The following is a 25,103-nucleotide window of genomic DNA, read 5'->3' as shown; positions in this document are numbered from 1 at the left end:
CTGCATGACCCTTCGCCATCTCGTCCCCCGATCCTCCGGATGCATCAGCCGTTCATCCATATGATGCAGCGGAGCGGCGACAGGAATTCCTGCGGTTATGCCGGAGGTCCTCAGCCATTTCTGATGGAGCGCCATCGAACGGCATCACATAGAGATTGGCGTGCATCGAAATTCTTCCTTTCCGGCCGTATTGCGAAAGAAAACGTCCTACTGCACGCAGTCGAAATCCCACGTCACAGTTTCGAGCACGAGGAATTCCTGGGTGCCGATGGGTGTGCCGTCCGGATAGGTCGAAAAGACATCGCAGGAGATGAGATTGCCTGCGCGCCCGATCCCCGTCGACTGGCGTATGCCCGACGACCTGGAGCATGGCCTTCTCATGGAAGAGCTTGGTCGGATGGTATTGGAGCTGTGGCCTCAGCCAGATAGGCGACTCGTCGTTCCTGAGATAGCGTGCACCGCGCGAGTTCACCCGATCGAGCACCCCATCGACGTCGTTGCCCTTTATTGAGGGGGCAGCCTCCCGGACATAGAGATCGCTCAATCCGCCATGGGAGAAGATGGCAGAGTCAATCCTCTGGACATAGCGGATGGGGTTGCCTGCTGGAAGCAAGTCTGCCATCCTCCCCTGCAGACCGCGGACCGTCCCCTGCATGGCTGAGCTATAGCCACTCTGGTCGAGGCCCCACTTGTAGCTCAGATCATGGTTGCCCCAGCACCACTTCGTCTCAGCGTACGCAGCTGCGAACCTGGACGCTGCATCATACGTCTCGATATAGAGGTCGAAGTCCTTGCCATGGCCCCAGTCGTCTGGCAGGTCCATGAGGCAGACAGCACCATCGAGCTTCTCCTCATCCATCAGCTCCGAAGCCCTCTCGAACATCCAGGGCTTCAGATGCACGTCGGGGATTACGATGATCTTCATGGGGCAGCTCAATCGACCATAGCGATGGACGTGATGACGGGCTGGACATCCTTGGGCAGAAGGCCATTCGAGTCCCCCTGGTCTGCAGTCGCATCGACGATTGCGTCAACCACATCCATTCCATCGGTCACATGGCCGAAGGCGGCATACTGCCCATTGAGGGACGGGTATTCCTTCTGGACGATGAAGAACTGGGAGCTTGCCGAATCATAGTCCGAGCTTCTTGCCATCGAAATGGTCCCCCGGACATGGGCGATATTGTTCTCCACGCCGTTCTCAGGGAACTCGCCCTTGATCGTGGCGCCTGAGCCTCCGGTGCCATCCCCATTCGGATCGCCGCCCTGGATCATGAAATCACGGATAACCCGATGGAAGGTGAGGCCGTTGTAGAACCCCTGATCAACGAGTCCCACGAAGTTCGAGACCGTGATGGGTGACACATTCGCATTGAGCGACACCTTGATGGTCCCATAATCCGCAACCTCGATCGTCACGTGGTGGGTGCCGGTGACGTAGGGCCCTGATGCCATTCCAGAAGACTCACCTGCAGATGCCGAGCTGTCGGCATTGAAGGCAGACCCGGCATCAGCGCTGCCAGATCCATCTGCTGCAGAAGAGCGGCAGGCGTCAAGCGGAAGCGCTGCGGCAGCAGCCGCCAACGCGACAAAGCCACGTCTTGTCAGCATTTCCTCAACGTCCATCTCCATTGCCGCCGTCTTTCCTTAGCTTCGTCCAACAATCCCGCTGCGATATCTTCCTACGATACCAACCGCCAGGGCTGGCTGCATAGGGATCTTTCATTATTGGGCGAATGCAATGACTCTATATGAGAAAGGAGCAGGGTCTGTATCCTGCTCCCTTCTGGTGGAATATAGGACCTTCAGCCGGGAAAGAGAGGAGAGGCAGCGCAATCCTCCAGCAAAGGCCTAGGGAGATCTACTTGACGCAGCACGGGATGGGATGGGGTGGCTCGTCTGAGCGAACCGCTTCTCTTTATCTGCTTTTGCTGTATTATTTGTCACAAGTTTCTTCAGCAATTTCTTGGAGGTGCGTCATGCCTGCCATCATGCCAGTCTCGACCCTGCGCAGCTACACCGAGGTCCTCGAGGGCGTCCGACCTGGGTCCCCGGTCTTCCTCACCAAGAACGGGCACGGCCGCTACGCTATCCTCGACATGGACGACTACGACCGCCTGGTCGCGGAGCAGACCCTTTTCTCCGAGCTGCAGCGCGGACGCACGTCAGGCGAGTCAGAGGGCTGGGTGGCAGCTTCCGACGTGAGGGCAAGGTTCTCCGGAGAGTCGTCCGATGCCGGCTGAGGTGGTTTGGTCGCCCGTAGCTGTGGACGACCTCGATGCCATCCGGGAGTGGATAGCCGACGAGAACGACAAGCCCACCGCAGCTGATAAGACCATCATGGCCATACTCGACCGCGTGGACGGCGTCGCAGACTTCCCGCTTGCTACGACACCGCTTGACTCAAGATGCCGCATCAAGTCGAACTGGCGCTTTGTGGAGGAGAGGGGTTACCTCGTCTTCATCCGCGTGGAGAGGGACCGTGTGTACGTCGATCGTGTGCTCAGCGGAAAGAGCGACTTCCTCCGCAAGCTCTTCGGCCTGGATGATGGAACGACCTTCTACGCATGATGGTGCAGCCTGGCGCCACAGGGTGCGAACGAGCAGCCCTCGTGGTACTCATGAGGTCCCAGGAGAGTGGCATGCTGAGGCTCCTTCGCATGACATATGCCAGATATCGGACCACATGATGCACAACCGCGCCAGAGCAGCCGAAGACGCCACGCATGATCTGTCAGTCGCGGGTTACGGGCTCCAAGGCACAGACTTTCATGCAAGCCCGCCATACCAGCCACCGCTTGTCGATTCGCGTTTTAATGGGCGAATCCTCACTCCGAGTGCAACAGGATATTACGAGGTAGCCGCCCAGGCGCGACCTATGATGATGCTTGCGTAGACATGCATCATTGGAGGCACCATGGACGGCTACAACCGTCTTGGCATCGCGGAGCGCGAGGACATCATGGTCCGCTGGAAGGGCCATGAGGGGGTCAGCCAGATAGCGAGGGAGCTCCACAGGGACAAGTCGACCATATCCCGCGAGATCAGGCGGAACGGCTGGCAGGGCCCTGCAGGGCGCCGCTACCGCGCGTCTACGGCACAGAGGAAGGCGGACAGGAGGAGGCTGCGCTGCAGGCGCCCCAGGCTCATGGACGAGCCCGAGAGGCGCTCGCTGGTCGTGAGGCTCATGCGGGACGAGCACTGGTCCCCGGAGGAGATATCGGGCCGCATCTCGGAGGAGCGGCCCGACCTCGCCGTGAGCGATTCCGCCATCTACCGTGCCGTGGAGTCGGGATCCCTGGACTGCGAGCTTCCGGGGCACCGGAAGGCCGCAAGGCTGCTCAGGCACCATGGCAAGCGCAGGCACAGGAAGGGAAGCCAGGAGCGCAGGGGCAAGGTGCGCATAACCCATGACATCTCCGAGAGGCCGGAAGAGGCATCGTCCAGGAACCGGACAGGCGACTGGGAAGGCGATACGGTCGCTGGCAGGCAGGGCGGTGCATGCCTCGTCACCCAGGTCGACAGGATGAGCGGATACCTTGTCGGCGGCAAGGCCGCCAGGAAGGCCCATGCCGAGGTCAACGAGGCCACGGAGAGGGCGCTCGAGGGAGAGGCCGTCCATACCGTCACTCTCGACAGGGGCAAGGAGTTCTCGGATGCAGAGGGCCTCCAGGAGGCGCTGGGAGCGCCGGTCTACTTCTGCCATCCCCACCATCCATGGGAGCGGGGCACCAACGAGAACACCAATGGCCTTCTCAGGGACTGGTTCCCGAAGGGCGTGAGCCTCGACGATGTCAGCGACAGCGAGGTGCAGGAGGCATGCGATCCACTCAACCGGAGACCACGCAAGCGTCTCAAGTGGAAGTGCCCCTGGGAGGTCTACCACCACCAGTAGTTGCACTTGCTCTGAGGATTCGCCCCGTTTGCGATTTCGCGTTTAGCCATTTCTGGCGATTTGCGACTTCGCATTTGACCAAATATGGCTATTTGCGAGATCCCGCAAGACGGCACACTTCCGGGCGGAGCCGTGCCACGCTTGGCAGACGCCCCACCAGCGTGAGAGGTGCCGTTAGCTCGTCCACCCAGAGCGTCCTGCCTTGTTACAAAAGACGACCCCCGGACGAGTCGAGTTCGTCCGGGGGTCAAGGCCTGGGAGAAGGCCAGGGGTGAGAAAGGGCGTAGGAAAGAGCCTACTGAATCGACGTGGAGTTGGCCTGGATGGTATTGATGGCGTCGACCGTCTCGGCAATGTCAGTCTGGGCGAGGATTGCCTTGCCGAGCTCGTCGCCCATGTCGATGGTGATGGTGCCGTCATCGTTCTTGGCAACGCCGAAGGTGAGGGTGTTGCCGGAGAGCACGTCGGTGATGGTGACGAGGTTCTCGCCATCCTGCTGCGTCACGGTGGCGGGACCCATGAAGCTCACGTTAGCCTGGTTCTCAGCGTCGAGGAAGAAGATGCCGGTCTTGGAGCCGTCGTCATTGCCCACGTAGTAGACGGTCTCGCCTGCCTCGGAGACACCCATGTAAGCCTCGGTGATCTCGCTCGTGGAGATGGAGTAACTCTGGCCGGCGGAGCTATCGGCGGCCGTAGAGTCGCTCGACGCGGCGCTGTCTGCGGTTGCCTCCTCGGTCGCGGTGCTATCGGAGTCAGTGGACTCGGCAGCCGCGCTTGCGGAGTCAGAGGAGCTGGAGCTGCCGCAGGCCGTGAGGGCGAGAGGAGAGGCGGCCAGTGCGAAGGCGAGACCGATGGTGACGAAGCGATTCGTGTTGAGCATTGCGATTCCTTTCTCTCGGACATCTGGTTGGTTGGGCTCGTTGGTAGGCGTGCCCGAACTTCTGAAAGGAATCCTATAGAAGGGCCGATGAGTCTACATCATTCCAAAGTATGAGACGGCATGACAATATGTAGGCTCGGTGGGAAGACAGGGGGATGTGCCAAAGCCCTGTCCCCTGTCTCATGCCCTACACCAGGTGAAGGCGCCGAGCTTCGCTTGCGGCCTCCGAGCGACGACTCACATCAAGCTTCGCAAGGATGTGGCTCACGTGCGTCTTTACCGTGGGAAGCTTGATGCTCAAGATCTCGCCGATCTCGGCATTGCTCTTGTCGCTGCAGATCAGGCGTAGCACCTGGAGTTCCGTGTCGGTGAGGGGCTCTGTTGGACCCGAGGGCACCGCCATGAAGTTGGGGTAATGCGTTGCCTGCACACGCGTGGTCTTGATGAGACGCGACACCTGACTGGGATCGACGCCCATCTCCTCGGCATGCTTTTGCGTTTCGATGAGAAGCGGCAGCACGGCAGCCCCGTAGGTCGAGATGGTGCGCACATAGCCAAAGCGCTTTGCCATGTTGAGAGCCCGGACCATCCATATCCTCCAGTCACCCTTGTTGCTTCGCCATGTGGCAATTGCGGCAAGGACGCTGTAGTTGATGAAGTCAATGAAGATGTCACGGGACTGCACGTATTCACTGAGCGTGGACATGAGGCGCAGGGCCTCGTCGTAGCGGCACTCAGAAATCAGAACCTGGCTCACGGTCTTGTAGATGTAGCGGTTCAGGAAGTCGAGGGGCTTCGAGAGGTCCGGCTCATTCTCCTCGAGCCATGCGTGAGCGCGTTCCGTCTGGTTCAAACGCAGCCAGATGCGGCAGCGCATGGCATCGAGGTTTGCGATGATGCGCCCGCACTCGTGTGGCTTCACCTGCAACAGGTGCCTGCGCTGGAGGTCGAGAAGGGAGAGTGCCTGTCGCGCGTCACCTTGGTCGACGAGGTTCCTGCACTCAATGCCCGTTGCGGCAAACTCGACTGAGGGGTCTCCGTTACGCCTGATCTTGGGGAGGACGGCATTGACCTTGGAGATGTACGGCGTGACATCCTCGCCTTTCTCGAACTTGCTCTCGCACAAGGCCACCTCGGTGCAGCCCACAGCAAGCCTGCCAAGCGCCCGCCCGGCTAGCTTGCCAATGAGGATGCAGGTCTCTTCGTCTGAGGAAACCCAGGGGCTGAGGTCACGCCCGCCGTTGATGACACTGGGCATTGCGCTTGTCATGGACGGCATAAGCTCGGGATCGTTGCTGGCATTGACCCTCGCGAGTGCGGCCACGGCGTCGGTGAGACTGGTCAGCCGCCGGTGGGGCAGCGCGATGTCGAGGTACGCGAGGTTGGCGTTGGCGATCTTGAGCTCCTCGGGCGTTCGCTGGGGCGCATGCGCGTAGTCCTCGAGCTCCGAGTACCAACGCTCGGAGCCAACGGTGTCCATGAGCATGGAGTCCAGGAGGCTCATGATGCGCATGAGCCTGGGGGATGCGCACACAACGTCCTCGGGCAAGGCGTGATAGTAGTGCTCGAGCTCACAATAGCTGCCGTTTCCGGGGTTGAGCTTTGCGTGTTCCTCCAGGATGGCGAGCATGCGCTTGTTGTTCTTCGTGCGCGAGCACAGCTCCAGGGCCCTGATGTAGCTCCCGTGCGTCACGTAGTAGTCGACTGCGTGGTCGATGACGGAATAATACGAGGCTTCGTCATGCCGGCGCGTACGCTCCCACTCGAAGAACTTCCTTACGCCCGGGTTTACCGCCCATGCGTCACCCTCGGGGGTGACAAAGCATGTGGTGTGCTGGAGTACATCGAGAAGCTGCTTGCCGTCCTCCTCCCCAAGCACCCCCAAGACCAGATCCTTGTCGATGTAGTCAAAGAAGGGGACGAGCATCAAGAGCTCTTGCACCCTGGGGCTAAAGCGCCGCCTGAACTCCGCATCGAAGTAGCACATCACCTCTTTGAAGAGGCTTCTCTCCCAGGTGTCGCCATCGCCGCGCAGCATGTGGGCGACGGAGAGCGATACCGCCATGGGATAGCGAGACGTTACGTCGGCGATTCTCTCGACGAGCTCGGGCGTGGACGTAAGGTTGTTCGCGGCGAGGAGGCGCGCGATGTCCGTGTCCGTAAAGTACAGGTCCTCGGATGTCACGACAAGCACTTCGCCCTTGGCAAAGAACGGGGTGAGCCATCCGGGCATCGGTGCGCGGGACGTGAAGACAAAGCGCGTTCTGTCGCACTGCCTGATGACGGACGAGAGCTTCGACCCCTCTGCAGTCGAGAGGTCGTCATGGATGTTGTCCAGGAGGACGGCGTCATACCTGCTGGCGTTTTGCGTGGTCACGAGCCTGGTGACATCGTCCCTCTCGGCATCGATCTCAAGGACGTCCTGGTCCTGGAGCATGCGACGGGCAAACTCGGTCTTGCCAAAGCCCAGGGGTGCACATATAAACGCCAGGCGCGTGTAGCTCCACTGCGCCCAGATATACTCGTCAAGCTCGAGGGCAACCATCTTTACCAAGGTAAACCACCACCATAGAGATTTGCGAGGCAGATGTCCTCGTCACCGATTCTATTAGGTGCAGGCCTTGCCCTCTTCCCTCAAACGGCAAGTACCCGACCGTCGCCTATCAAAGATAGACCACATCGGTCGGGTACGGAGAGAGAGATATCGGTCCCCGATTATTTCAGGTGTTCAGTAGCGGCCTGAGGCCCAGGGCTAGAGGTTGAGCGCCTCGATCTCGGAAGCCGTAGCCTCGACGAGCTTTTCGATTTTCTTGGAGTTCTTCCCCATGATCGAGCCCACGGAGAACAGGCCGTCGGTCACGGCGTCGAACGCGGCATTGATGGCCTGGTCGGCAACGCCCACCACCTGGTTCTTCTGGATGATGATCTTGTTCTTGCCCTGGAGCATGACCCAGATCTGGTTCTGACGGTCGAGGGGTGGGAATACGATCACGTCGGCAAAGCCATTCTTCACGAGCTCGGGCTTGCCTGCGGTGAAGTCGACATCCTTGATGCGGTCGAAGAGCTGCTGGTAGTTCTCGAAGCTTTCCTTGGTCTTGACGGTCTTGAGCTTGAATCCAAATGCCATGATGAACTCCCATCCACGGTGGTCTGGAAGGCGGTACCCTGCCCCGCCTGACTGAGCCCAGTTTGCCGTCGCGGACATCGCCTGTCCTCATTCCAAAGTATGAGGTGCCGCCTGCGGCGCGCAATTGGCCTACGGCATCTGACCCTCATACTTTGGTATGAGGTATGACGCTTCCAGCCTTCCTAGAATCACGGCAACGTTCAACCCCCCACCCAACAGCCTGAAAGGAATGATCATGGAAGCAATCTCGATGAAGTGCCCCAACTGCATGGGTGACGTCGTCCCGTTTGGCAACGGAGTCTATGGTCGCTGCAACAGCTGCGACAGCGTCTTCAAGCTCAAGGACGACGAGAGCGGCGTCGCCGCCGGTTCCGAGGACTTTGATGAAGACGACAGTGACGACGAGGAGGCCTTCGACTTCGAGCAGTTCTTCCAGGACGCCTACGACGAGTATGTGGACGAAGAGTCCGACCTGTCCGACGCCTACTTCGCAGACCGCCTAGAAGACAACTCGGACAAGATCAGCGCTGCCGTCAAGCACTTCGACATCGACGAGGACGACGCCGACGAGGTCTACTGCGTTGTCGACACCACGATCTTCGGTAGCTGCAAGGTCGGCTTTGCCGTGACCGTCTCGGGAGTCTACATGGTCGACGAGGACGGGGACTCCGCGTTCGTCGACTGGGACGATTACGACGACTGCAGGATCGAGCGCAACGGAGGCAAGCTCATCATTGACGGCCACCCCTTCATCATGTCCAGCGATGAGGCCAAGATCATGGCTCGCGTGATGCGCGACCTGCAGGAGTAGCGTAAGGCGCCACAAGTAAGGAGGCTTTCCCATGGCACTCATCAAGGCGGCCCTTGGTGCCCTCACGGGCAACCTCGCCGACCAGTGGAAGGAAATGATCTACTGCGAGTCGCTCGATGCTGATGTCCTGTGCGCCAAGGGTCAGAAGCGCGTCGGGTCTCGCAGCTCCAACACAAAGGGTGACGACAACATCATCTCGAACGGCTCGATCGTCGTAGTCAACGATGGGCAGTGCATGGTTATCGTCGAGCAGGGCAAGGTCGTGGACTTCTGTGCCGAGCCAGGCGAGTTCACCTACGACTCCAAGGCTGCCCCCTCCGTCTTTGCGGGCAGTCTCGGCTCTGGCATCGTCGATACGTTCAAGAACATAGGCAAGCGCTTCACCTTTGGTGGCGACACTGGCCTTGACCAGCGCGTGTACTACTTCAACACCAAGGAGGTCATGGGCAACCGCTATGGCACTCCAACGCCGGTGCCCTTCCGCGTGGTCGACAACAACATCGGTCTGGACATGGACATTGCCGTGCGGTGCAACGGCGAGTTCTCGTTCAAGCTTGCCGACCCGCTGCTGTTCTACCAGAATGTATGCGGAAACGTCGAGGACGAGTTTACGCGCGACCAGATTGCCTCTCAGCTGAGAAGCGAGCTGCTCACCGCCCTGCAGCCGGCGTTCGCGCGCATCTCCGAGATGGGCATACGCTACTCCGCCGTCCCGGCGCACACCGAAGAGGTCTCCCAGGCGCTTTCGGACATCCTCTCGAAGAAGTGGCGAGAGACCCGCGGCATCCAGATCGTGGCGTTTGGAGTCAATGCCATTGCGGCGGACCCCGAGGACGAGAAGGCCATCAAGAACCTGCAGCGCACTGCGGTCATGCGTGACCCGCGCATGGCGGCCGCCAACCTCGCCTCTGCCCAAGGTGACGCCATGCGCACTGCCGCCGGCAACAGCAACGGGGCCATGTTGGGTTTTGCCGGCATGAACATGGCTCAGATGGCAGGCGGCATGGGTGGCATGAACCCCCAGAACCTCTTCCAGATGGGCTATCCCGGTGGCGGTTATCCGCAGGGCGGACAAGGCTATCCGCAGCAGGGTGGCTATCCGCAGGGTGGACAAGGCGGGTTCCCCCAGGGACAGGACGTCTACCCCAACGCGCCCCAGGGCGGCATGGCTGGCGCCCCCGCGGGTGTTGCCGCCGGCGCCGTGTCAGCGGACGTTGCGGCCACCGGAGCAGGGGATGCGCCCGCTCCGGGCATGACCTCACCAGAGCTTGCGGCACAGCCCGGCGTTGCGGCCCACCAGGGCGCCGCCACTGCTGATGACGGGTGGACCTGTCCCGCATGCGGAACGACCAACAAGGGCAAGTTCTGCCAGGAGTGCGGTACGCCCAGACCGCAGCCGGCGCCCCAACCGCGCTATCGCTGCGACAAGTGTGGGTGGGTGCCGGAAGACCAGACCCACCCGCCCAAGTTCTGCCCCGAGTGCGGCGATCGCTTCAACTCCAACGACGTCGAATAGGCACGCCAAGATCCTCGTAACCGGTGTTGCAAAGACCCATAGCACCGCCCTCCAAGCCCCTTCCACAGGGGGGCGGTGCTTCCTGTGCCCGCATGGGCCGCCGAGGAGACCCGCATCACGCTCCCGCATGATGCCCGGCTTTTGGCACCGAAGCAGCCCGTCTTCAGGCACCAAGTAATTTTTCGCCTCACCGCCGCCAGTCATACTTCGGTATGACGCATCGGCAAGCGCAACTCCATAACATTCCTGAAAGCGAAGGGCAACGGGCCCTCGACGTGATAACTCGCAAAGGAGAGATCAATGGATCAGAACAGCAGCAAGCCTACCGGTAGCAGCGTACTGCGCGTGGCCTCGATCATCATGATCGTGTTTGCCGTCATCAACCTCGTGGTTGGCCTGCTCATGATGATGGGCGTCTTCTTCGCCTCGGCGGATGAGGAGCTGGGCATCGCGGCCGGCGTTGCGGCAGTCATCGGCGTGGTGGCCTTCATCGGTGGACTTCTCAACCTCTTCGTGGGCGGCGTTGGCCTCAATGCGTCCAAGCGCAACGACAAGAACACTCTCGCCTTCATCCTCGGTGTCATCAGCGTCATCTACGGCATCTACGCCATCGTGAGCGCCATCAGCACCGGTGACGGTGGCTCCATCGCAAATGCGTTTGTCGGCATCATCCTGCCTGCGCTCTACCTCTACGGCGTCATCGAGACCAGGAAGGCCATCGCGTAGGGCCAAGGAGACAAAGGGGGCAGCCCCCTGCCCCGAGTCGCAAGGCAACGCACCCCTAGGCACGCAAGGAGAGAATGAAGATGACGAAGAGCAGGGTGTGGGACACGCGTGGGATGGCAACGCTTGCCCTGGCATGCATCCTTTCTCTCTCGTGCTTGGGGCTTGCAGGATGCGCGGACGAGACGCCCGCAGGCGCGCCTGCGGGCGTCTCGGGAACAGACCTTGGCACGGCGGGCCTACGCGATTACTATGTGGATGTCGCTTCGGCAAAGAGCGCCACGGTGATGGTCTACATGTGCGGGTCGGACCTGGAGTCCGGCTACGGCGCGGCATCAGCCGACATCGAGGAGATGCTCGAGGCCGACCTCGGTGACAACGTGAACGTGGTCTTGGAGACGGGCGGGGCATCAGAGTGGTCCTTCTCGCCTGAGGCCGACCCCTCCACACGCCAACGGTGGGTCCTCGAGAATGGCGAGGCAAGCCTCGTCCAGGATGCCGGAGAGGGCACGATGCTCGACGAGGACGAGGTTACGGACTTCTGCTCGTGGGCTGCCAAAGAGTACCCCGCGGACCGCTACATCCTCATCTTCTGGGACCACGGCGGCGGCACCATTGGCGGCTTTGGCTACGACGAGAACTATCCCGACGCCTCCGCCCTCACGCTCTCACAGCTGCGCAATGCCATCAAGGCGAGTGGCGTGTCGTTTGACATGGTGGGCTTTGACGCCTGCCTCATGGCCACGGTCGAGTGCGCCTGGGCCATGGAGCCCGTGGCAGACTACCTCGTGGCCTCCGAGCAGACCGAGCCTGGAGACGGCTGGTCGTGGACCGGCTTCCTCAATCAGCTGGGGTCTGATTCCTCCATCGCCACGACGGATCTTGGCAAGACCATCATCGATGACTTTTCAGCCCACTACGCGGAGACAGTCGAGGAGGATACGACCCTCTCCCTCATCGACCTGCGCGAGATCAGCCGTGTCTACGAGCGCCTCTCGACGTTCCTTGACGAGGCTGTCGATAGCATCGAGGCGGATAACGCCCTATTCACGACCATGTCTGGCGCCCGCTCCCGCGCGAAGTCCTATGCAGAGGACTCCGTGGACCAGGTCGACCTCGTTGACATGATCGACCGCTCGGACTTCGAGGGGGCTGACGATGTGTCCGAGGCGGTGGCGAGCTGCGTCAAGTACCGAAGCGACACGTCTTCGGACTCCAACGGCATTGCGATGTACTTCCCGTACTCCGAGGTCTCCCAGTACTCTGACGTACGCCAGGTTCTTGAGGACATCGGCTATACGGGGCCCGTAGCCTTCTATGACTACTTCTTGAGCGTCATGGGCAGCTCTCCCACATCATCGAGCCATGGCATCGTCAGCTCGTATGCGAGCATGCAGGTCGCCCAGGACTCGGACACGGCGGCAAGCGCGTCATCATCGAGCGACAGCTATGCAAACGAATTCCTCTCGTCTGAGGGCTGGTTCGAGGACCTCTCGAACGAATTCTCCTACCAGGAGCTTCCCGACGAGCTGGAGCTTGCCTCGGACGGCTCGAACTGGGTCGTGGAGATGGACGACAGCCTGTGGGGTGACTTCGCAGACTTCCAGATAACGGTCATGCAGAAGTATGACGACGGCTACCTCATGCTGGGCACCGATGATGCCTACCAGGTAACGGATGACGGGAACATCGCGGTGGACTTTGACGGCAAGTGGCTCTCGATTGACGGCAGCTTCTTCTCGTTCTATTGCGACGCGCCTGAGGAGACCGAGGATGGCGAGATTCGCTACTCCGGAACCATTCCGGCGATTCTCAACGGCGGGGAGCGGGTCGATCTGGTGGTGACCTGGCCCACGGCAAGCGAGCGCGGTGATGGCGAGACCATCGGGTACGTTCAGGGCTATCGGATGTCTGGGCAGGACTACGTCCTCGGTCGCGGCCTGGGGCAACTCGAGGCGGGCAACACGCTGACGCCGGTCTTTGATTACTTCGACTCCGAGGGCAACTGGGTCGAGACGCTCCAAGGCGATGCCATCACGGTGTCCGACCCATCGGACGTTGAGGTGCGCTACGAGGACACCGGCGATGCTAGCGTGCTGTTCTGGGGAACGCTGACCACGGTCTATGGCTCCCAGGTTGATACCGAGGTCCTGACCACGAAGTAGTGCGTCTTTTTTAATCATGACCACCTGCGTAGCGGGTGGTCTGCTCTGAGGGCATGACCCTATAAATGCCGGCCAGGGACTCAGGTCCCTGGCCTTCGCTTCGTTCAGGCCGCATAGCCGCCTGGCTCGTGGCCAGCCCGCCAGACGGGCATGTGCCGGCCTATTTCCTGCTGAACGGGTCCTCATACTCCTTGACGCTGAGCTTGCCGAGGGCGATGTCCGCAGCTTCCTGCTCCCTGATGCACTTCGCGATCGTGGCCTCGTTCATGCCGACGGTCGAGACGCAGTGGCCCTCTGCCCAGAACTTCCTGTTCCCGGACTTGTACTTGAGGTTCGCATGCCTTGCCGGACATGAGGAGCGCGCTCTTCCCCTTCAGGCCGCCCATGAAGCCCGGCACGCCGATCCTGGGCGGGATGCCCGCCAGCATGTGCACGTGGTCCGGCGCGAGATGCCCCTCTATCATCTCGACGCCCTTCCATTGGCATAGCTGCCTGAGGATCTCCTCCAGGTCCTTGCGGTATTGGTTGTAAATGGCCTTTCTTCCATGCTTTGGGCAAGACACGATGTGGTACTTGCACATCCACTTGGTGTGCGCAAGGCTGCTGGCCTTCTGTGCCATCGTTCTCTCCTTCCTCTCGCGGCCGGCGACCCGAACAATCGCCATTCTGGAGGGGAAGGAGCTTCGCTGCATAGCATCGTTGCCATCCACCCGCACAGCGGGTGGCTTTCTATGCCGCGCGGCACAGGCTAAGGCCTTTAGCTGATGAGGGTTCGGCCGTGCGATGGACGCGGCCGAACCCTCTTTTACAACTTGCCGGTGGGACGGGGGGCGACATGGGGTGCAGAGGGGGTCTTGGACCCCAGCTACGAACCACCAGCTCGGCCGAGACGAGCCCGGCGCGCGCCGCTCCCGCTAGCCGCGCAGCCGGCGCACCCTGTGCGAGAGTTCGGCCAGCTCTTCCTGAGTCAGCTGGTCCAGGTGCTCCAGCTTGTCCAGGTACAGGGCCAGGCTCTCGTTGCGCCGCGCCAGCATGAGCTCGTTGCAGTAGCTGACCACCGCAGCCGTGAGCACCGCCACGAACAGAATCCCCACCACGCTGAGCGCCACCACGATCATGCGGCCGACGGCGCTCGTGACGGTGATGTCCCCGTAGCCGATGGTCGTGACGGACTGGAAACAGCACCACAGGGCGTCGCCAAAGCCGTCTACGCCTGGGTCCACCAGCGCGAGCAGCGCGGACGCCGCGACGAACGTCGCCAGAAACCCCCACGTGGCGCGGGCAAGGCCAGTGTTGCGCAGCACGGCGCGCAGCAGTTTTTGGTTGAGCATCGAAGCCTCCGTCTCGAACAAGGCGCCCCGTCCGCCCAAAGGGACGGACGGGGCATGCGGCAGCGAGTCACCGTCTGCCGCAGCGTGGAAATCCCGGGTGCCGGGTCCTCTCACCCGACGCATGTCCCCACAGCTCGCTAGCCACGGTCCCTGGTACGGTGACGGAGCAACAGCGCAGCAACCAGGGACACAGCTCCGCCCAGGGCGATGAGGGCCAGCGCCCCGGTGCCCAGCGAGCCGTCGCCCGTCTGGGGCGTGCCCGATGCGGAGGCCGCCTTTGTGGAGCCGGTTGCAGTGCCCAAGTCAGCAGAAGCGCTGGCTCCGCCACCGGTCGTGGCGTCAATCGCGGTGCCGTTGCCTGTGGCACCTCCAGTCGTAGGGTCACCGGTCGCGGTGCCGTTGCCCGTGGTGCCGCCCTCACCAGGCTTGAGTCCGGACACGCTCTCGGCTGCGACCGGCTTGAAGAACCTGAGCAGGTCGGCATCCAGATAGTTGAGACGCTTCCTGGTTGCCGAGTACGTGTTGGCAGAATCGACGATCGAGTAGGTGTGCGTGACATCAAGGGTGACCGTCTGAGACGAGACCACGATGTTGTTGTAACTCACGTCACAGCGATACACCGTGCCATCGTCCTCCGCCGTCACCTCGTCAATGGCGTAGGTGGACGTGTAGGTCTTGTCGTCCTGGGTGCCGAGGGTGGCTCCGGCAGAGATCTCCTGCCAGTAGGGCTTGGAGGCCTCTTTGCGATACCAGCGGAAGAGCGGCTGCTTGTCCGGATCGGCGGAGCCGGAGTCGTAGTAGCTGCCGCTCATGTCAAGCGTGAGGGACTCCCCCATCCTGCGCGTCGCCTTGCCGGTGGACGTGTCGCTCGCGTCGTTTGTGTTGGCCTGCCCCTGGATGTTGATACCGCTCACGGCCATCGCGTCGCCGGCTGGCAGCGTGGTCACGCTCACGATGGGCGAGCGCAGGCTCGCCTGCCTGCCCGTGCCGTCCACGACAAACACCGCAAAGCGGTAGCTGCTGCTGGTGGAGAGGCCGGCCCAGACGTAGCTTGTGGCGGAGCCGTCCAGCGTGTAGGCGTAGCTGTAGTGGTCATCATCGTTCGCGGGATACATGGCGACCGCGTACCTGTAGCCATTCGACTTCTGGTCGGAGGTCAGGATATCGTTCCAAGACAGGGTGACCGCATCCTTGCCCGTGGTGGCATCGTAGCCGGTGCCGGTCGTGGCAAAGCCACTCACCATGGGGACTTCGGGCTGCTTTACGTTGGTGACGTCGTAGCCCACGATCCAGAACTGGTTGGTGGCGGGACGCGTGCCGTCGACGGGCATGTCGGAGGAGCTCTGGTCCACCGCAAGCCTCCAGCTGAAGCCGTAGCCCTCGGCAGCCTCGGGCAGGTTGTCCACGGTGCCCGTGAACGAGAAGCCCGTGGAGCTGGACTTCAGCGTCGTGTAGCCACCCGACAGCCCGAACACCATACCGGTAACGATCTCGTTTTCCCCAATGCCGAAGCCGGCACCTATCTGCAGGGCAACAGCACCGCCCACGTCGACGGTCTTCTCGGTCTCGTTCTCGGCCGCGATGGTCTGCGCCGTGGCGACGCCCTCCTCGTTCGAGGCGATGGACCAGGCGTCCTTCCCATCAAGCTGGTACGTGAAGGCACGCTTGGCGGTAGGCAGCAGGGTCGTCTTGGTCAGGGTGTCGACGCCGTAGCTTGCGGGGTCGCCCTGCCTGTTGTTGAGGACGTCGGAGATCTTGTAGGTGAGCGGCGTGGAGCTGTCACTGCTCACGCTGGCGTCGAGATCGAAATTCTCGACCGCCTCGTCCCAGGTCTCCTGGCTCACGACCGCGGTGACCGGCGTGAGGAACACGGGCATGACGACGTCCGTCCACTCCGGGCTGCTGGAGTCGCTGACCTCGTACCAGTAGTACATGATGGGCACGGTGTACACCACGGCCTTGTTGCCTTCGGCCGCGTGCGCGTCGTAGTCCACGCCGTACGAGAGCGTCGAGGAGCTCTGGTACTCGTAGCCCGCATGGCCCGTAAGCTCCCCCTCGAGCTCCACGCGCCCAAGGAAGCCGCCCGACGCCTCGCCGAAGACGCCGGCCTCTCCCTCGATGGACCAGCCGGAGCCCGAGGCGCTGCTGGACTCGGAGCCAAACGCGGTGCCGCCGTAGTTGAGGTAGCCATAGCTGTCCTGGAGGTCCTGAAAGTACGGGGACCCCTGGAGCACCGCGAGCAGCTGCGGCGCAGTGTAGTACTCGGCCTCCGCCTTGAACCGCACCTGCATGCCGTCGTGGTCCACGTTGGGCAGGCACAGGCTGATCCAGCATCCGTACTGCGTCGTGCTGTGGACACGGACGCTCTCGTTTATGACGCCCTCCTCACCGGTGGTGTAGCCCTGGAGCTTGCCGTCAGACCACTTGGCAGAGAAGTGCGAGACGTCCATCCAGTAGTAGTCGTCATCCTTGCCGAGGTCCTCGTCGCGGTGGACGCCCGTGACGGCGAGGAAGCTCTCCTCGTACTGGCTGGAGCCCGACACGGCACCCACGCGCACGTCGCCGATCCAGACCTGCTCCTTGCCTTTTGTGTAACGGTTCGAGTTCACCTGGTCAGAGGTGAGGCTGATGCTGCCGAGAGTGTCGAGGCTCACCCCAGCGGAGAGATTGAACGAGTAGATGTCTCCGCCCATGAGAACGTCGTCGTTCTCGGCGGCACCCTGGTTGAGGCCGTTCAAGCGTGCGGCGCCCAGGGCGAAGGGCGCCAGGGTCGGACGGTATCGGCCGCCCTGGTTCGCGTCCTTGCAGGCGGTCTCGGTGATGTGCGCAGCGTCCTTGCCGAGGGCCTTGCGGATGTAGTCGGAGACGACGAAATCGTCCTGGGATGTGTCATAGTAAACGTAGCGGTAGCCGAAGTTGGCATACTCCGCGTTTGAGCTGCCACCGCAGTCCCAGCCGGCAATGATGAGGGCCGTGGCCGTATCAGTGTCGCTCGTCCTGAAGATTCCGAAGGTGCAGTTGGCGGAGACCATGGCGGAGGTCGCCCCGACGGTCGTGCTCAGGGGGATATAGTCGTTGCCCAAGCCGTCGTTTACGACGGCGGAGAGTCGCTTTGCGGTGTCATCCCAGGTGTAGATGTAGCAGCGGGCTGCGTCGGTCGGGTTGTCGTGGTTCGTGGGCGCGGAGACGGTGATGGCAAGCTCATCTCCACCGCGGCGGTCAAGGTCGCCGCCGGCCAGGGTGACCACCGGGGCCTTCATGAGCTGCATTCGAGCAGTGGGGTCATCCTTGCTGTTGCGAATCTGGTTAAGCTCATCATCTGTGACGTAGTAGGACGCCTGGCCGCAGTCCACCCACCCCTGGGTGTGGCTCCAGGAGCTGTCGGGCTGCAGGTCCCACATGTCGACGCAGGCCAGGCGCTCGCCGTTCTCGTCCTTGTAGCAGCCCGTGTAGCAGAAGACCTCGTCCACGCCGTCTGCGTCCACGTCCGCGGCGGCCACTTCGAAGTAGGCGTCGTACTCCTGCAGGTAACCGGTCCGGATGTATGACAGCTCGTCAGTATAATCATTCACCTGGATCTGACTGTCATTGACCGTGGGGCTGAGGCTCGCGACTTCCGTGCGGTTCCCCTTTGCGTCAAGCGAGAATACCTTTACCGCAAAGGCGCCGCTCAACTGCCGGTTGCCGACCATGGTGTAGTACTGGCTCCCATAGGCACGCAGCTCGACGACGTGGTCCTTGTAGCCACTGCCGAGGTCTGCCGAGACGCTGGTGGCATACTTGCCGCTGAATCCGTTGTTGGTAGACCCCTTGATCATGTCATTCTCGTTGTCGCTGAGCGGCGAGTAGTAGCTAACGCCCTTTTCAACCATATCCACGGCTATCCCTGAATTGCTGCTCGTACCGTAGAGCTCGTTGATGGGCCAGAACAGATAAGCTCCGCTCATGCCCCCGTAATCGTCAGAGATCGTGGTGTAGCCAATCAAGCCCTCCGCGTATGTATTGGCATCGTAGAGCTGGTTGAGCTTCCCCCGCAGCGTGTATACGTTGTTTCTGGCGCCGTTGGCTGCCATGTAGACCTCGTCGTCGCTCAGCAGGGTGGTGCTCACGTTCTCGTCGTTGCCATAGGGGGCATAGGTGCCGGCGTCACCAGTATCGTCCGAGACGGTGAGGCCAAGGGCGGAGTACGCATCGGTGCTCAGCTGACTGCTCTGCGAGTAGGGTCCGGGGCTCAGCTCGTCGTTTGCCAGCGCCGTCATGGGCAGGGCAGCAAATGCGAGCACCGCCGCGACCGCACCGGATACGACGGGCAGCCACCGCGTGCGTGTGAGGCACGTTGTCATGGTCGCTCCAATCCTAGGAGGTTTGATACTTTCTGGGTAGCGTCCAGCTCTAGGAGATTTTCAGCGGCATGCAGGCAAAGCGCATCGTTCCAAAGTATGATGCCTCAGCGAACGCCAGAAGGTCGCAGAGAGCGGGTGGATGCGAGCGATGGGAACCCTGACTCGGGCACCGTCCGTTCTGGTTCGTGACCACCCCCTCCGTCGGCGTATCACACGCGGCCGCTCCAGAACGTATTGCCCGTCTCACCCCAGAAGACCTGGGCGAGCCCCACGTTGGAGTGCGGGAACGTGACGGTCAGGCACTTGCCCCTCGTGGTCACCCCGCGGACCCTGAAGTCGGCCTCGCCGAAGTCGGCCTGGATCTCTCCGGGCAGCCAGCTCAGCTGCAGGAAGCCCTCGGCGTCCCTGCGGTCGCGCTCGCGGGCCATCTCCTCCCGGCGCTGCTTCACGTAGCGCTGCACGGTGGAATAGGAGCCCTCGCAGCCGCGCCCGTCGATGAGCCTCGCATGCACCCTCACGGCCGTATGGCGCTGCTTGCGCCAGTTCCTGCAGTCGTCGCCGGGCCAGGAGCCGGTCGTCTCCCTGTGCGGCGCGGGCAGCTCGCTCTCCGGCTCCTTCCTCTTCGGCGGCTCGGGCGACAGGTCCTCCATCCTCGCGCACTTCCTGGCCGTCGGCTCCGAGACGCCGACTACCCTCGCGATCGAGGCTGTCGGTTCCCCGCTTCTCGCCCTTCTGCGCATGTCCTCTATCCTGTCCACGCCGATCATTTCCTTTCTGGCCTCCATATGCCGATAGCCGAAGCAGCGACATGTTGGACCAGCTTTGGGATGGTCGGCGTGCCCATGCCAGAACCCGAAAGCTTTTCGTGCTCAGACCCGAAAGTGCCCGATGCTCGAATCCGCAACTCAGAGGTTATCAAACACAGACGGGGCCATCGAGGTATTCGACACCAATACGCTCATGACCAACAGCGCCCTCGGCAGGACGAACGCTCTCACGAACCTGCGGATTGTTCTCGACGGCGGGCTCTGGATCGAGGCGAGCTGGTACCGGGTCACAAGCTTGGAGGGCGCCGGCATGCCTCTGGCCCAGAGGTCCGCGGGATGTCGCCTGCACGTCCTGTTCGAGGAGGAGATTGAGCAGATCCGCTCCGTCGAGCTCGACGGCCGCCTCCAGTGGGTGCGTGTCGGACCCGACCTCTGCGACGTGCCGAGGCTCTACGAGACGGTCGACTTCTTCTACGACGCCGACGAGCCTGCACGCCCCATGGCGGGGCGTGCGGTATGGCTGCACGACTACCTGAGGGACACCCATGCCGGCGACCTTCATAGTTTCGATGGGGAGCGGCTCGTATTCGCGATGCTCGGCATGACGGAGGCCAGCTATGGATTTGTGTCCGGCGTGGCTGCTAGTGCTTATTCGGACGATTCTTTCGAGTAGGAACGTGTGAGATGGGCGTGGCCAAGCGTGTTCTAGGTGCGATAGGCAAGTTCTTCCTGATGTGGATGAGGTTCGTGGCCAGGGTCATCCTGCTCTTCTGGCACTACGGGTCGTAAGAGGCGGGTCAATGGAGATGAAGGCGAGCGCCCTCATGAGGGGTGAATGCCTCCGCCGTGCCACTCGTCCGTTGCCATCCATATCTCGAAGTGGAGAATCCACTCGCTACACCATGGCATGACGGTCTTCGTGAACAGCTGATCGGTTGACCAATCCCTGTATTGGAGGCAGACGTGTACTCGCGGTGGCCTCTCCTCGTAGCCGAGCTTGTGCGGTACCGAGGGGAGGTCCTTGCAACGATCGACCGCACCGCCAGAGACCCAGACCTGAGGAAAAGAGCGGGGCTTTGCTTCGATGTACACCTGGTAGATGTCGCTGAGGGCCGATGGCTTCACCGTCGCCCGCCAAACCAGCTTGCTACCATGGAGGATTCTGCCCGAGGAGTCGGGATAGGCCATGAGCAAATGCAGGAGCTGCATGGGCAGGGTGAGGCCCCCTCCCTTAGGGGGTCTTCTGCTACGCACCGTAGAACCTGTGGCTCGGAACTGCCACGGTAGTCGCCGAAGCAGCGAGCGTGATTCCCTCCCTTGTACCATAGTGAAGGGCACCCGACTGGCGCTCTGCATACATCCTGTTGCCGAACCTCGAGAACGCCCTGACGACCACATTCTCCGACAGCGGCCCCTTGAGGCCGTCCGACAGTGCGTCGATTCCAGCAGAACCGAGCGGCTTGTCAACGAGGTCGCGGCGTGCGGCACTCACCCAGTCGAAGTACGCCCGTGCCTTCCAAGGCTCGGTGTTCCACCTGTCCGCGAAGTTTTCCTTCGGATCGACGGGGTTCTCGATTACGTAGAGGCCTCCCTCACGTCGTATGTGCCCGCTCATCGAGCCCAGCACGTCGGACACCGTATCGAACACACCCACCTGCTGATCGTAGGAAAGGGCTGCGAGCGTGGTGATGATGATGGAGATTGGCGCATCGTCGCGTCCCTCGAACATGACGTCGCGGTGGTGTTTGAGGATTCTGATGGCCATTTGCAGCGGAGTGGCAACAGCAAACGTTGGCACCTTGTCGACCGAGGCATAGACCTTCCCAACCGCGCGGCTTCGCGCGTGGTCAAGGGAATCGCCCATGCGCCGCTCGAACCAGCTCTGGTAGGCCCTCGGGTCGCTCGACCTAGTGGTGTACTCGCCTCCGGGCTCTCGGTTGGTCAGGGTGATTGCAGTCATGCTGCGCGCCGTCGGATCTGGCGTACAGGGGAGGATGTCCATGTGGAACTCGTCGAACTGCAGTGTCCAGCAGCGCTTGCCCTCAGGCTCGAGCTTCTGTGCGTAGGTCCCATGTTCCTTGAGCCGGTCTCCCACGTGGTGCTTGATGGTCCGGGGGCCGAATTGGGTCATGCCGGGGAGCTCGCTAACCAGGTCGATGTCGTAGTCATCGTCCTCGCCACTCACAGGCCTGGTCACGGTGCCGAGGGCAAAGGAGCCTTGGACGAAGACGTCGGCAGGCTGGCCTTTGTCACCGTCGATCCACTCTCCAACGCTCGTGTAGGCCCTCTCCGCCTTCCCGCGCATGGTCTCGGAGATGTCAAGCTCCTGCGCGAGCGCGGCATACAATTCGTTGAGAAGGCTGTTGTCTTTGTTATTCATCGCACCTCCCGATGCATAGCGTCTCGCCGAACGTTCCGTCGGCTTTCTCGTGCACAACGTAGTTGCTGATCAGGTTGAACCTGAGTGCGGTTCCAAGCGCTACGGCAAGGGACGCAGGCATTGCAGGGTAGACATGCAGCTCCCTCACCACGGGGAAGCTCTCATGGATGCTGTCGACGAGCGAGGTTGCCTCCTTGACGAAGGTCCTCACCGTCTCCTCGCATGTGACGATTTCAGTACCTGGGCTCGTCGTAGTGAGCTCGTAGACTGGGGTGCCGTCGGGGATGTCCACGATAGTCCTCATGCTGACGACGCCGCTGAGGCTGACCACTAATGAGGCACGGGATGAGTCCGGCTGGCCATCGCTTATATGGCGAGCTGAGAAATCAATTGGATTTCCACCCTCGGGCCAAGCCCAGCCTCGTCCGACCCTGCAAGGCTGGAAAACCCTGACGTCACGCATCCCGCCAAGGAGGCTGCCGAGCTTGATCAGGAGCGGCTGGGGCGCGAGGGCGAATACCGCCACCGGCATTGTCTGGTCGTCATACGAGTCCTCGAATGCAGCCATGCGACGCTCGATCTGACTGCCGGCCTCTTGGAGTCGGCATGGGATAGCAACGCCCTTCGCGAAGTCGTACGCCTTCGGGTTGGCGGCGTACAGCCTCTCCCTATGCAGGGCGGCGTTAAGCTCGGCGGTGGTGACGTGCGGACTCATTCCCCCTGCGGGCAGGAGCATCGTGGCGACGAGCGCGCGAGATGGTGCGAGCCCCTCGACAAAGCCAGCTATCGAGTCTTCCCAGTCTGCCTTGTGCCTCCTGAGTACCTCCTCGGGATAGTCGTCAGCGTTGTCGTCAACCATCTTGTGGTGCTCGTGGCAGAGGAGCATGAGGTTGTCGATGCCGTTCAGCTCGTCCTCGGTCATGTCGGCCTTGTAGCGTGGGCCACCAGGCGAGTAGGCGTTGATGTGGGCAACTTGCGCGAAGTTGCCCAACTCGTCGAAGGCGTGCGCGACATTAAGCTCCTTGCCGCAGAGCTCGCACCTCCCCGCGGCGCGAGACCACAAGGAAAGCAAGACATTCTTTGGGATGCTCTTTCTGGTTTTGCTCATCATCACTCTCAAATAGACCACAAGATATTGTGGTTATAAAACCAGCAGCATAATAGATATAGATTATATAGAAGGGATTAGTCAAGGCAAGACGTTGTAGAAAACTCGACTCCTCGTCTTGTCGAAAAGCATACCCCTCACCGGCGACTCTCATACAGGTGTGGAGAGCGCTGACCCGAAGGGATGTCGCTCGTGCTCCACGCCTTACTTTATATATCCCCTCGTGCAGCAATTGACCAGTTACGATACAGTTTCTTCAACATATGAGGGCGGGGAAAAGATGTTACGCCGAGATGAACTTCTTGACCTGGATGAGGACCTAAACGCGCGCAAGCGCGAGCTCTTCATTCGGGAGTACATGACAACCAAGCAGGCGCTACTCCGTCGGATAAATGACGTAGTGAAACGGACGGAGGGACAAGTTTCGAGGAGCCTCGAAGAGGACCTAGAGGGCAAACGTTACCTCCAGGCGAAGCTGGGCAACCTGCGCGGGTTCAGAGACTGCGTGAGGGAAACCACCCTATTCGAGCTGCTCAACGAGGGATGGTGCTACTAGTTCGCGATCGATAGCCATGGAACCTCGCTCCTTCTCCGCCATGTCTTGCATGCCGAGATAGCGGACAACGGGCATGACGAATGGCTTGAAATCGAGGAATACGACTCGCAACTGAAGGTCATCGAAACGAGGTACAGGCTTCTCGGCGTAGACGAGTTCGCGAGCGAGCGAGGGGTTGCCCCGGCGAAGATAAGGATCTGAGGCGAGGCGTCTGCAGGGCTCCGCTCCCTGACAGACGACGTGAGGGCCGTGCTCTCCGTCACCCGCCCTGACGCCTCCGCGGAGGCGTCCATGGAATTCCTCGCCGAGCTGGTCGACCGCTGGTTCTAATCGGGTATAGTGCATTTGGATATCGAAACCCGAGAGGTTTTTTATGTGGCAGAGGCGCTCGCGCGTCTCTGCCTAATTTTTTGCCTTTCGGATCCGGCGCGGCCGACGCCTTCCGGATCGTCGCGCATTAACCTTGGGGGACGCGCGCGATGCTCCTGCCACGGCGAGCGATCCGGCCATCATCCAAATCGAGTCCGAACGAGGTGCCCGGGTGCCGAACGTCACGATTCGCGGGGTGCCGGCATCTGCACCAAATTCCCGACGCTTGCCCGGAGAACCCCCGCGACGCATTGCCATCAGTCTCTCCCGTCCGTCGTAGCATAGCTGCCACATCAAACGGTCGCGAGGACTGGAGGAAATGCCATGAGGTGGATTTGTGACGCTTACGTCAACGCGGATCTCGAAGAGATCGCATTCGCGGGGATGGGCGTCACGGCGACACTGGAGCACGTCGACCTCTCCTCCGCGCCGAGGGGCGCTGCGGACGTCGCGGCGTGCCTCATGGGACGCTTGGTAAGAGAGCTCGCTGAGGCTACCGTGTCGCATGATACCCATGCCGTAGACGACAATCTTGCACGGTAAACCCTGCTCGCCGCTTTTCTTCAAAGCTGTCTTGCCGGCCGGTCACGCCGCCCTCGCTGGGGGGGCGTGACCTTGTGCGATGGCGCCCTTCCGACATCCGCTGCGACGGTGATAGCTGCTCCATCCCCTATCCTCGCGCCCGTCGAAAGCGCCCGGCCGGCGCAGAAGCACAGGGTACTTCTGCGCCGACACCTCCACTCTCTACCCGCCCAAGACGCTTGCACAGGGAGCAAGCATCTCTTCCCGCTCCCTGACGGCCCGCGTGGCAGACGGCTGGTCCTACAACGGCGAGGACGCACCGATAGTGGCCATGGACGGGGACGAGACGGTGCTGATAGCCGTCGTCTCCGCCTACGAGGAGGGCTCGGCCATGATGCCCGAGCCCTCCGTGGGCGCCGCTGATTTCGCGACGATGAGTTCGCGACGATGAGGCGCGCGTGCCTGCTCTACCTTGCGGACCACGGCGACGTGGACGCGATACGCCACGGCGTGGTCTCCATCGTCGTGACGGGAGAGCGCCAGGCGAAGCTGCGCCACCTCATCGGCGCCTGGCAGTGGGCGGAGAGCAGGAAGTGACCTGGGACGTCAT

23 protein-coding genes and 1 pseudogene are annotated in these 25,103 nt (G+C 61.6%); 12 read left to right on the top strand and 12 right to left on the bottom strand.

The window, feature by feature from the left end:
• Positions 1-52: 52 nt before the first annotated feature.
• Positions 53-925 (bottom strand): metallophosphoesterase, encoded by an 873-nt coding sequence (locus VXJ24_RS09600; protein WP_330972701.1) that lies wholly within the window; start codon positions 923-925, stop codon positions 53-55.
• A gap of 8 nt (positions 926-933) precedes the next feature.
• On the bottom strand, positions 934-1,632 hold the full coding sequence (locus VXJ24_RS09595) for a peptidylprolyl isomerase (RefSeq protein WP_330972700.1): 699 nt from the start codon (positions 1,630-1,632) through the stop codon (positions 934-936).
• Positions 1,633-1,979: 347 nt separating this feature from the next.
• Here VXJ24_RS09595 and VXJ24_RS09590 point away from each other — a divergent pair, with 347 nt between their 5' ends.
• From VXJ24_RS09590 to VXJ24_RS09580, 3 genes are all read left to right on the top strand, one after another.
• The gene (locus tag VXJ24_RS09590; protein WP_330972699.1) at positions 1,980-2,243 is read left to right on the top strand and encodes a type II toxin-antitoxin system Phd/YefM family antitoxin; all 264 of its coding nucleotides are present in this window, start codon (positions 1,980-1,982) and stop codon (positions 2,241-2,243) included.
• Positions 2,233-2,571: a type II toxin-antitoxin system RelE/ParE family toxin gene (locus VXJ24_RS09585; protein ID WP_330972698.1), complete on the top strand. Its 339-nt coding sequence runs from the start codon at positions 2,233-2,235 to the stop codon at positions 2,569-2,571. The genes VXJ24_RS09590 and VXJ24_RS09585 overlap by 11 nt, the downstream gene beginning before the upstream one ends.
• A gap of 346 nt (positions 2,572-2,917) precedes the next feature.
• A complete protein-coding gene (locus VXJ24_RS09580; protein WP_330972697.1) occupies positions 2,918-3,895 on the top strand; it encodes an IS30 family transposase in 978 nt (325 codons plus the stop codon).
• Between the two features lie 295 nt (positions 3,896-4,190).
• Here the strand turns inward: VXJ24_RS09580 and VXJ24_RS09575 are convergent, their stop codons facing one another.
• From VXJ24_RS09575 to VXJ24_RS09565, 3 genes are all read right to left on the bottom strand, one after another.
• The gene (locus VXJ24_RS09575; protein ID WP_330972696.1) at positions 4,191-4,775 is read right to left on the bottom strand and encodes a hypothetical protein; all 585 of its coding nucleotides are present in this window, start codon (positions 4,773-4,775) and stop codon (positions 4,191-4,193) included.
• Positions 4,776-4,962: 187 nt separating this feature from the next.
• Positions 4,963-7,320, bottom strand: a complete 2,358-nt coding sequence (locus VXJ24_RS09570; protein ID WP_330972702.1) for a helix-turn-helix transcriptional regulator — start codon at positions 7,318-7,320, stop codon at positions 4,963-4,965.
• A gap of 207 nt (positions 7,321-7,527) precedes the next feature.
• Positions 7,528-7,902 carry a hypothetical protein gene (locus VXJ24_RS09565; protein WP_330972695.1) on the bottom strand — a complete coding sequence of 125 codons (375 nt, stop codon included), beginning with the start codon at positions 7,900-7,902 and terminating at the stop codon, positions 7,528-7,530.
• Positions 7,903-8,137: 235 nt separating this feature from the next.
• Here VXJ24_RS09565 and VXJ24_RS09560 point away from each other — a divergent pair, with 235 nt between their 5' ends.
• The 4 genes from VXJ24_RS09560 (at position 8,138) to VXJ24_RS09545 (ending at position 13,117) form a co-directional block, all read left to right on the top strand.
• Positions 8,138-8,713, top strand: a complete 576-nt coding sequence (locus VXJ24_RS09560) for a hypothetical protein (RefSeq protein ID WP_330972694.1) — start codon at positions 8,138-8,140, stop codon at positions 8,711-8,713.
• A gap of 31 nt (positions 8,714-8,744) precedes the next feature.
• On the top strand, positions 8,745-10,229 hold the full coding sequence (locus VXJ24_RS09555; RefSeq protein ID WP_330972693.1) for an SPFH domain-containing protein: 1,485 nt from the start codon (positions 8,745-8,747) through the stop codon (positions 10,227-10,229).
• Positions 10,230-10,529: 300 nt separating this feature from the next.
• Entirely contained in the window at positions 10,530-10,955 is a 426-nt protein-coding gene (locus tag VXJ24_RS09550) for a hypothetical protein (RefSeq protein ID WP_330972692.1), read from the top strand.
• Between the two features lie 74 nt (positions 10,956-11,029).
• Entirely contained in the window at positions 11,030-13,117 is a 2,088-nt protein-coding gene (locus tag VXJ24_RS09545; RefSeq protein WP_330972691.1) for a clostripain-related cysteine peptidase, read from the top strand.
• 160 nt (positions 13,118-13,277) lie between these two features.
• Here VXJ24_RS09545 and tnpA read toward each other — a convergent pair.
• The 4 genes and pseudogenes from tnpA to VXJ24_RS09525 all read right to left on the bottom strand — a co-directional run bounded on the left by tnpA (position 13,278) and on the right by VXJ24_RS09525 (position 19,441).
• Positions 13,278-13,737, bottom strand: a pseudogene (gene tnpA / locus VXJ24_RS09540) (IS200/IS605 family transposase).
• A 294-nt stretch (positions 13,738-14,031) separates the two neighbouring features.
• Positions 14,032-14,469: a potassium channel family protein gene (locus tag VXJ24_RS09535; protein WP_330972690.1), complete on the bottom strand. Its 438-nt coding sequence runs from the start codon at positions 14,467-14,469 to the stop codon at positions 14,032-14,034.
• A gap of 116 nt (positions 14,470-14,585) precedes the next feature.
• Positions 14,586-18,791 carry a fibronectin type III domain-containing protein gene (locus tag VXJ24_RS09530; RefSeq protein ID WP_330972689.1) on the bottom strand — a complete coding sequence of 1,402 codons (4,206 nt, stop codon included), beginning with the start codon at positions 18,789-18,791 and terminating at the stop codon, positions 14,586-14,588.
• A gap of 209 nt (positions 18,792-19,000) precedes the next feature.
• Complete coding sequence (locus tag VXJ24_RS09525) at positions 19,001-19,441, bottom strand: hypothetical protein (protein ID WP_330972688.1); 441 nt, start codon at positions 19,439-19,441, stop codon at positions 19,001-19,003.
• 238 nt (positions 19,442-19,679) lie between these two features.
• Here VXJ24_RS09525 and VXJ24_RS09520 point away from each other — a divergent pair, with 238 nt between their 5' ends.
• Positions 19,680-20,231 carry a hypothetical protein gene (locus VXJ24_RS09520; protein ID WP_330972687.1) on the top strand — a complete coding sequence of 184 codons (552 nt, stop codon included), beginning with the start codon at positions 19,680-19,682 and terminating at the stop codon, positions 20,229-20,231.
• Positions 20,232-20,380: 149 nt separating this feature from the next.
• On the opposite strand, the gene VXJ24_RS09515 is transcribed toward VXJ24_RS09520, so the two are convergent.
• From VXJ24_RS09515 to VXJ24_RS09505, 3 genes are read right to left on the bottom strand one after another with little or no spacing between them, the layout of a single operon-like run.
• Entirely contained in the window at positions 20,381-20,767 is a 387-nt protein-coding gene (locus tag VXJ24_RS09515) for a type II CBASS E2 protein (RefSeq protein WP_330972686.1), read from the bottom strand.
• Between the two features lie 37 nt (positions 20,768-20,804).
• Positions 20,805-21,938, bottom strand: coding sequence for a nucleotidyltransferase domain-containing protein (locus VXJ24_RS09510; RefSeq protein ID WP_330972685.1), 1,134 nt, complete (start codon positions 21,936-21,938; stop codon positions 20,805-20,807).
• Positions 21,931-23,046 (bottom strand): SAVED domain-containing protein, encoded by a 1,116-nt coding sequence (locus VXJ24_RS09505; protein WP_330972684.1) that lies wholly within the window; start codon positions 23,044-23,046, stop codon positions 21,931-21,933. The genes VXJ24_RS09510 and VXJ24_RS09505 overlap by 8 nt, the downstream gene beginning before the upstream one ends.
• A 280-nt stretch (positions 23,047-23,326) precedes the next feature.
• On the opposite strand from VXJ24_RS09505, the gene VXJ24_RS09500 reads away from it, so the two are divergent.
• From VXJ24_RS09500 to VXJ24_RS09485, 4 genes are all read left to right on the top strand, one after another.
• Positions 23,327-23,602 carry a hypothetical protein gene (locus VXJ24_RS09500; RefSeq protein WP_330972683.1) on the top strand — a complete coding sequence of 92 codons (276 nt, stop codon included), beginning with the start codon at positions 23,327-23,329 and terminating at the stop codon, positions 23,600-23,602.
• A gap of 693 nt (positions 23,603-24,295) precedes the next feature.
• Positions 24,296-24,514, top strand: coding sequence for a hypothetical protein (locus VXJ24_RS09495; protein ID WP_330972682.1), 219 nt, complete (start codon positions 24,296-24,298; stop codon positions 24,512-24,514).
• A 262-nt stretch (positions 24,515-24,776) separates the two neighbouring features.
• Positions 24,777-24,944 (top strand): hypothetical protein, encoded by a 168-nt coding sequence (locus VXJ24_RS09490; RefSeq protein WP_330972681.1) that lies wholly within the window; start codon positions 24,777-24,779, stop codon positions 24,942-24,944.
• Positions 24,941-25,090: a hypothetical protein gene (locus VXJ24_RS09485; protein ID WP_330972680.1), complete on the top strand. Its 150-nt coding sequence runs from the start codon at positions 24,941-24,943 to the stop codon at positions 25,088-25,090. Before VXJ24_RS09490 ends, VXJ24_RS09485 begins: the two co-directional genes overlap by 4 nt.
• The last annotated feature ends 13 nt before the right edge of the window (positions 25,091-25,103 follow it).

Source organism: Olsenella kribbiana, assembly GCF_036408795.1.
In the GTDB taxonomy this organism is placed as follows: Bacteria; Actinomycetota; Coriobacteriia; order Coriobacteriales; family Atopobiaceae; genus Olsenella_L; species Olsenella_L kribbiana.
Note: the sequence above shows the minus strand (reverse complement) of the source record. Positions and strands in the feature narration are given on the sequence as shown.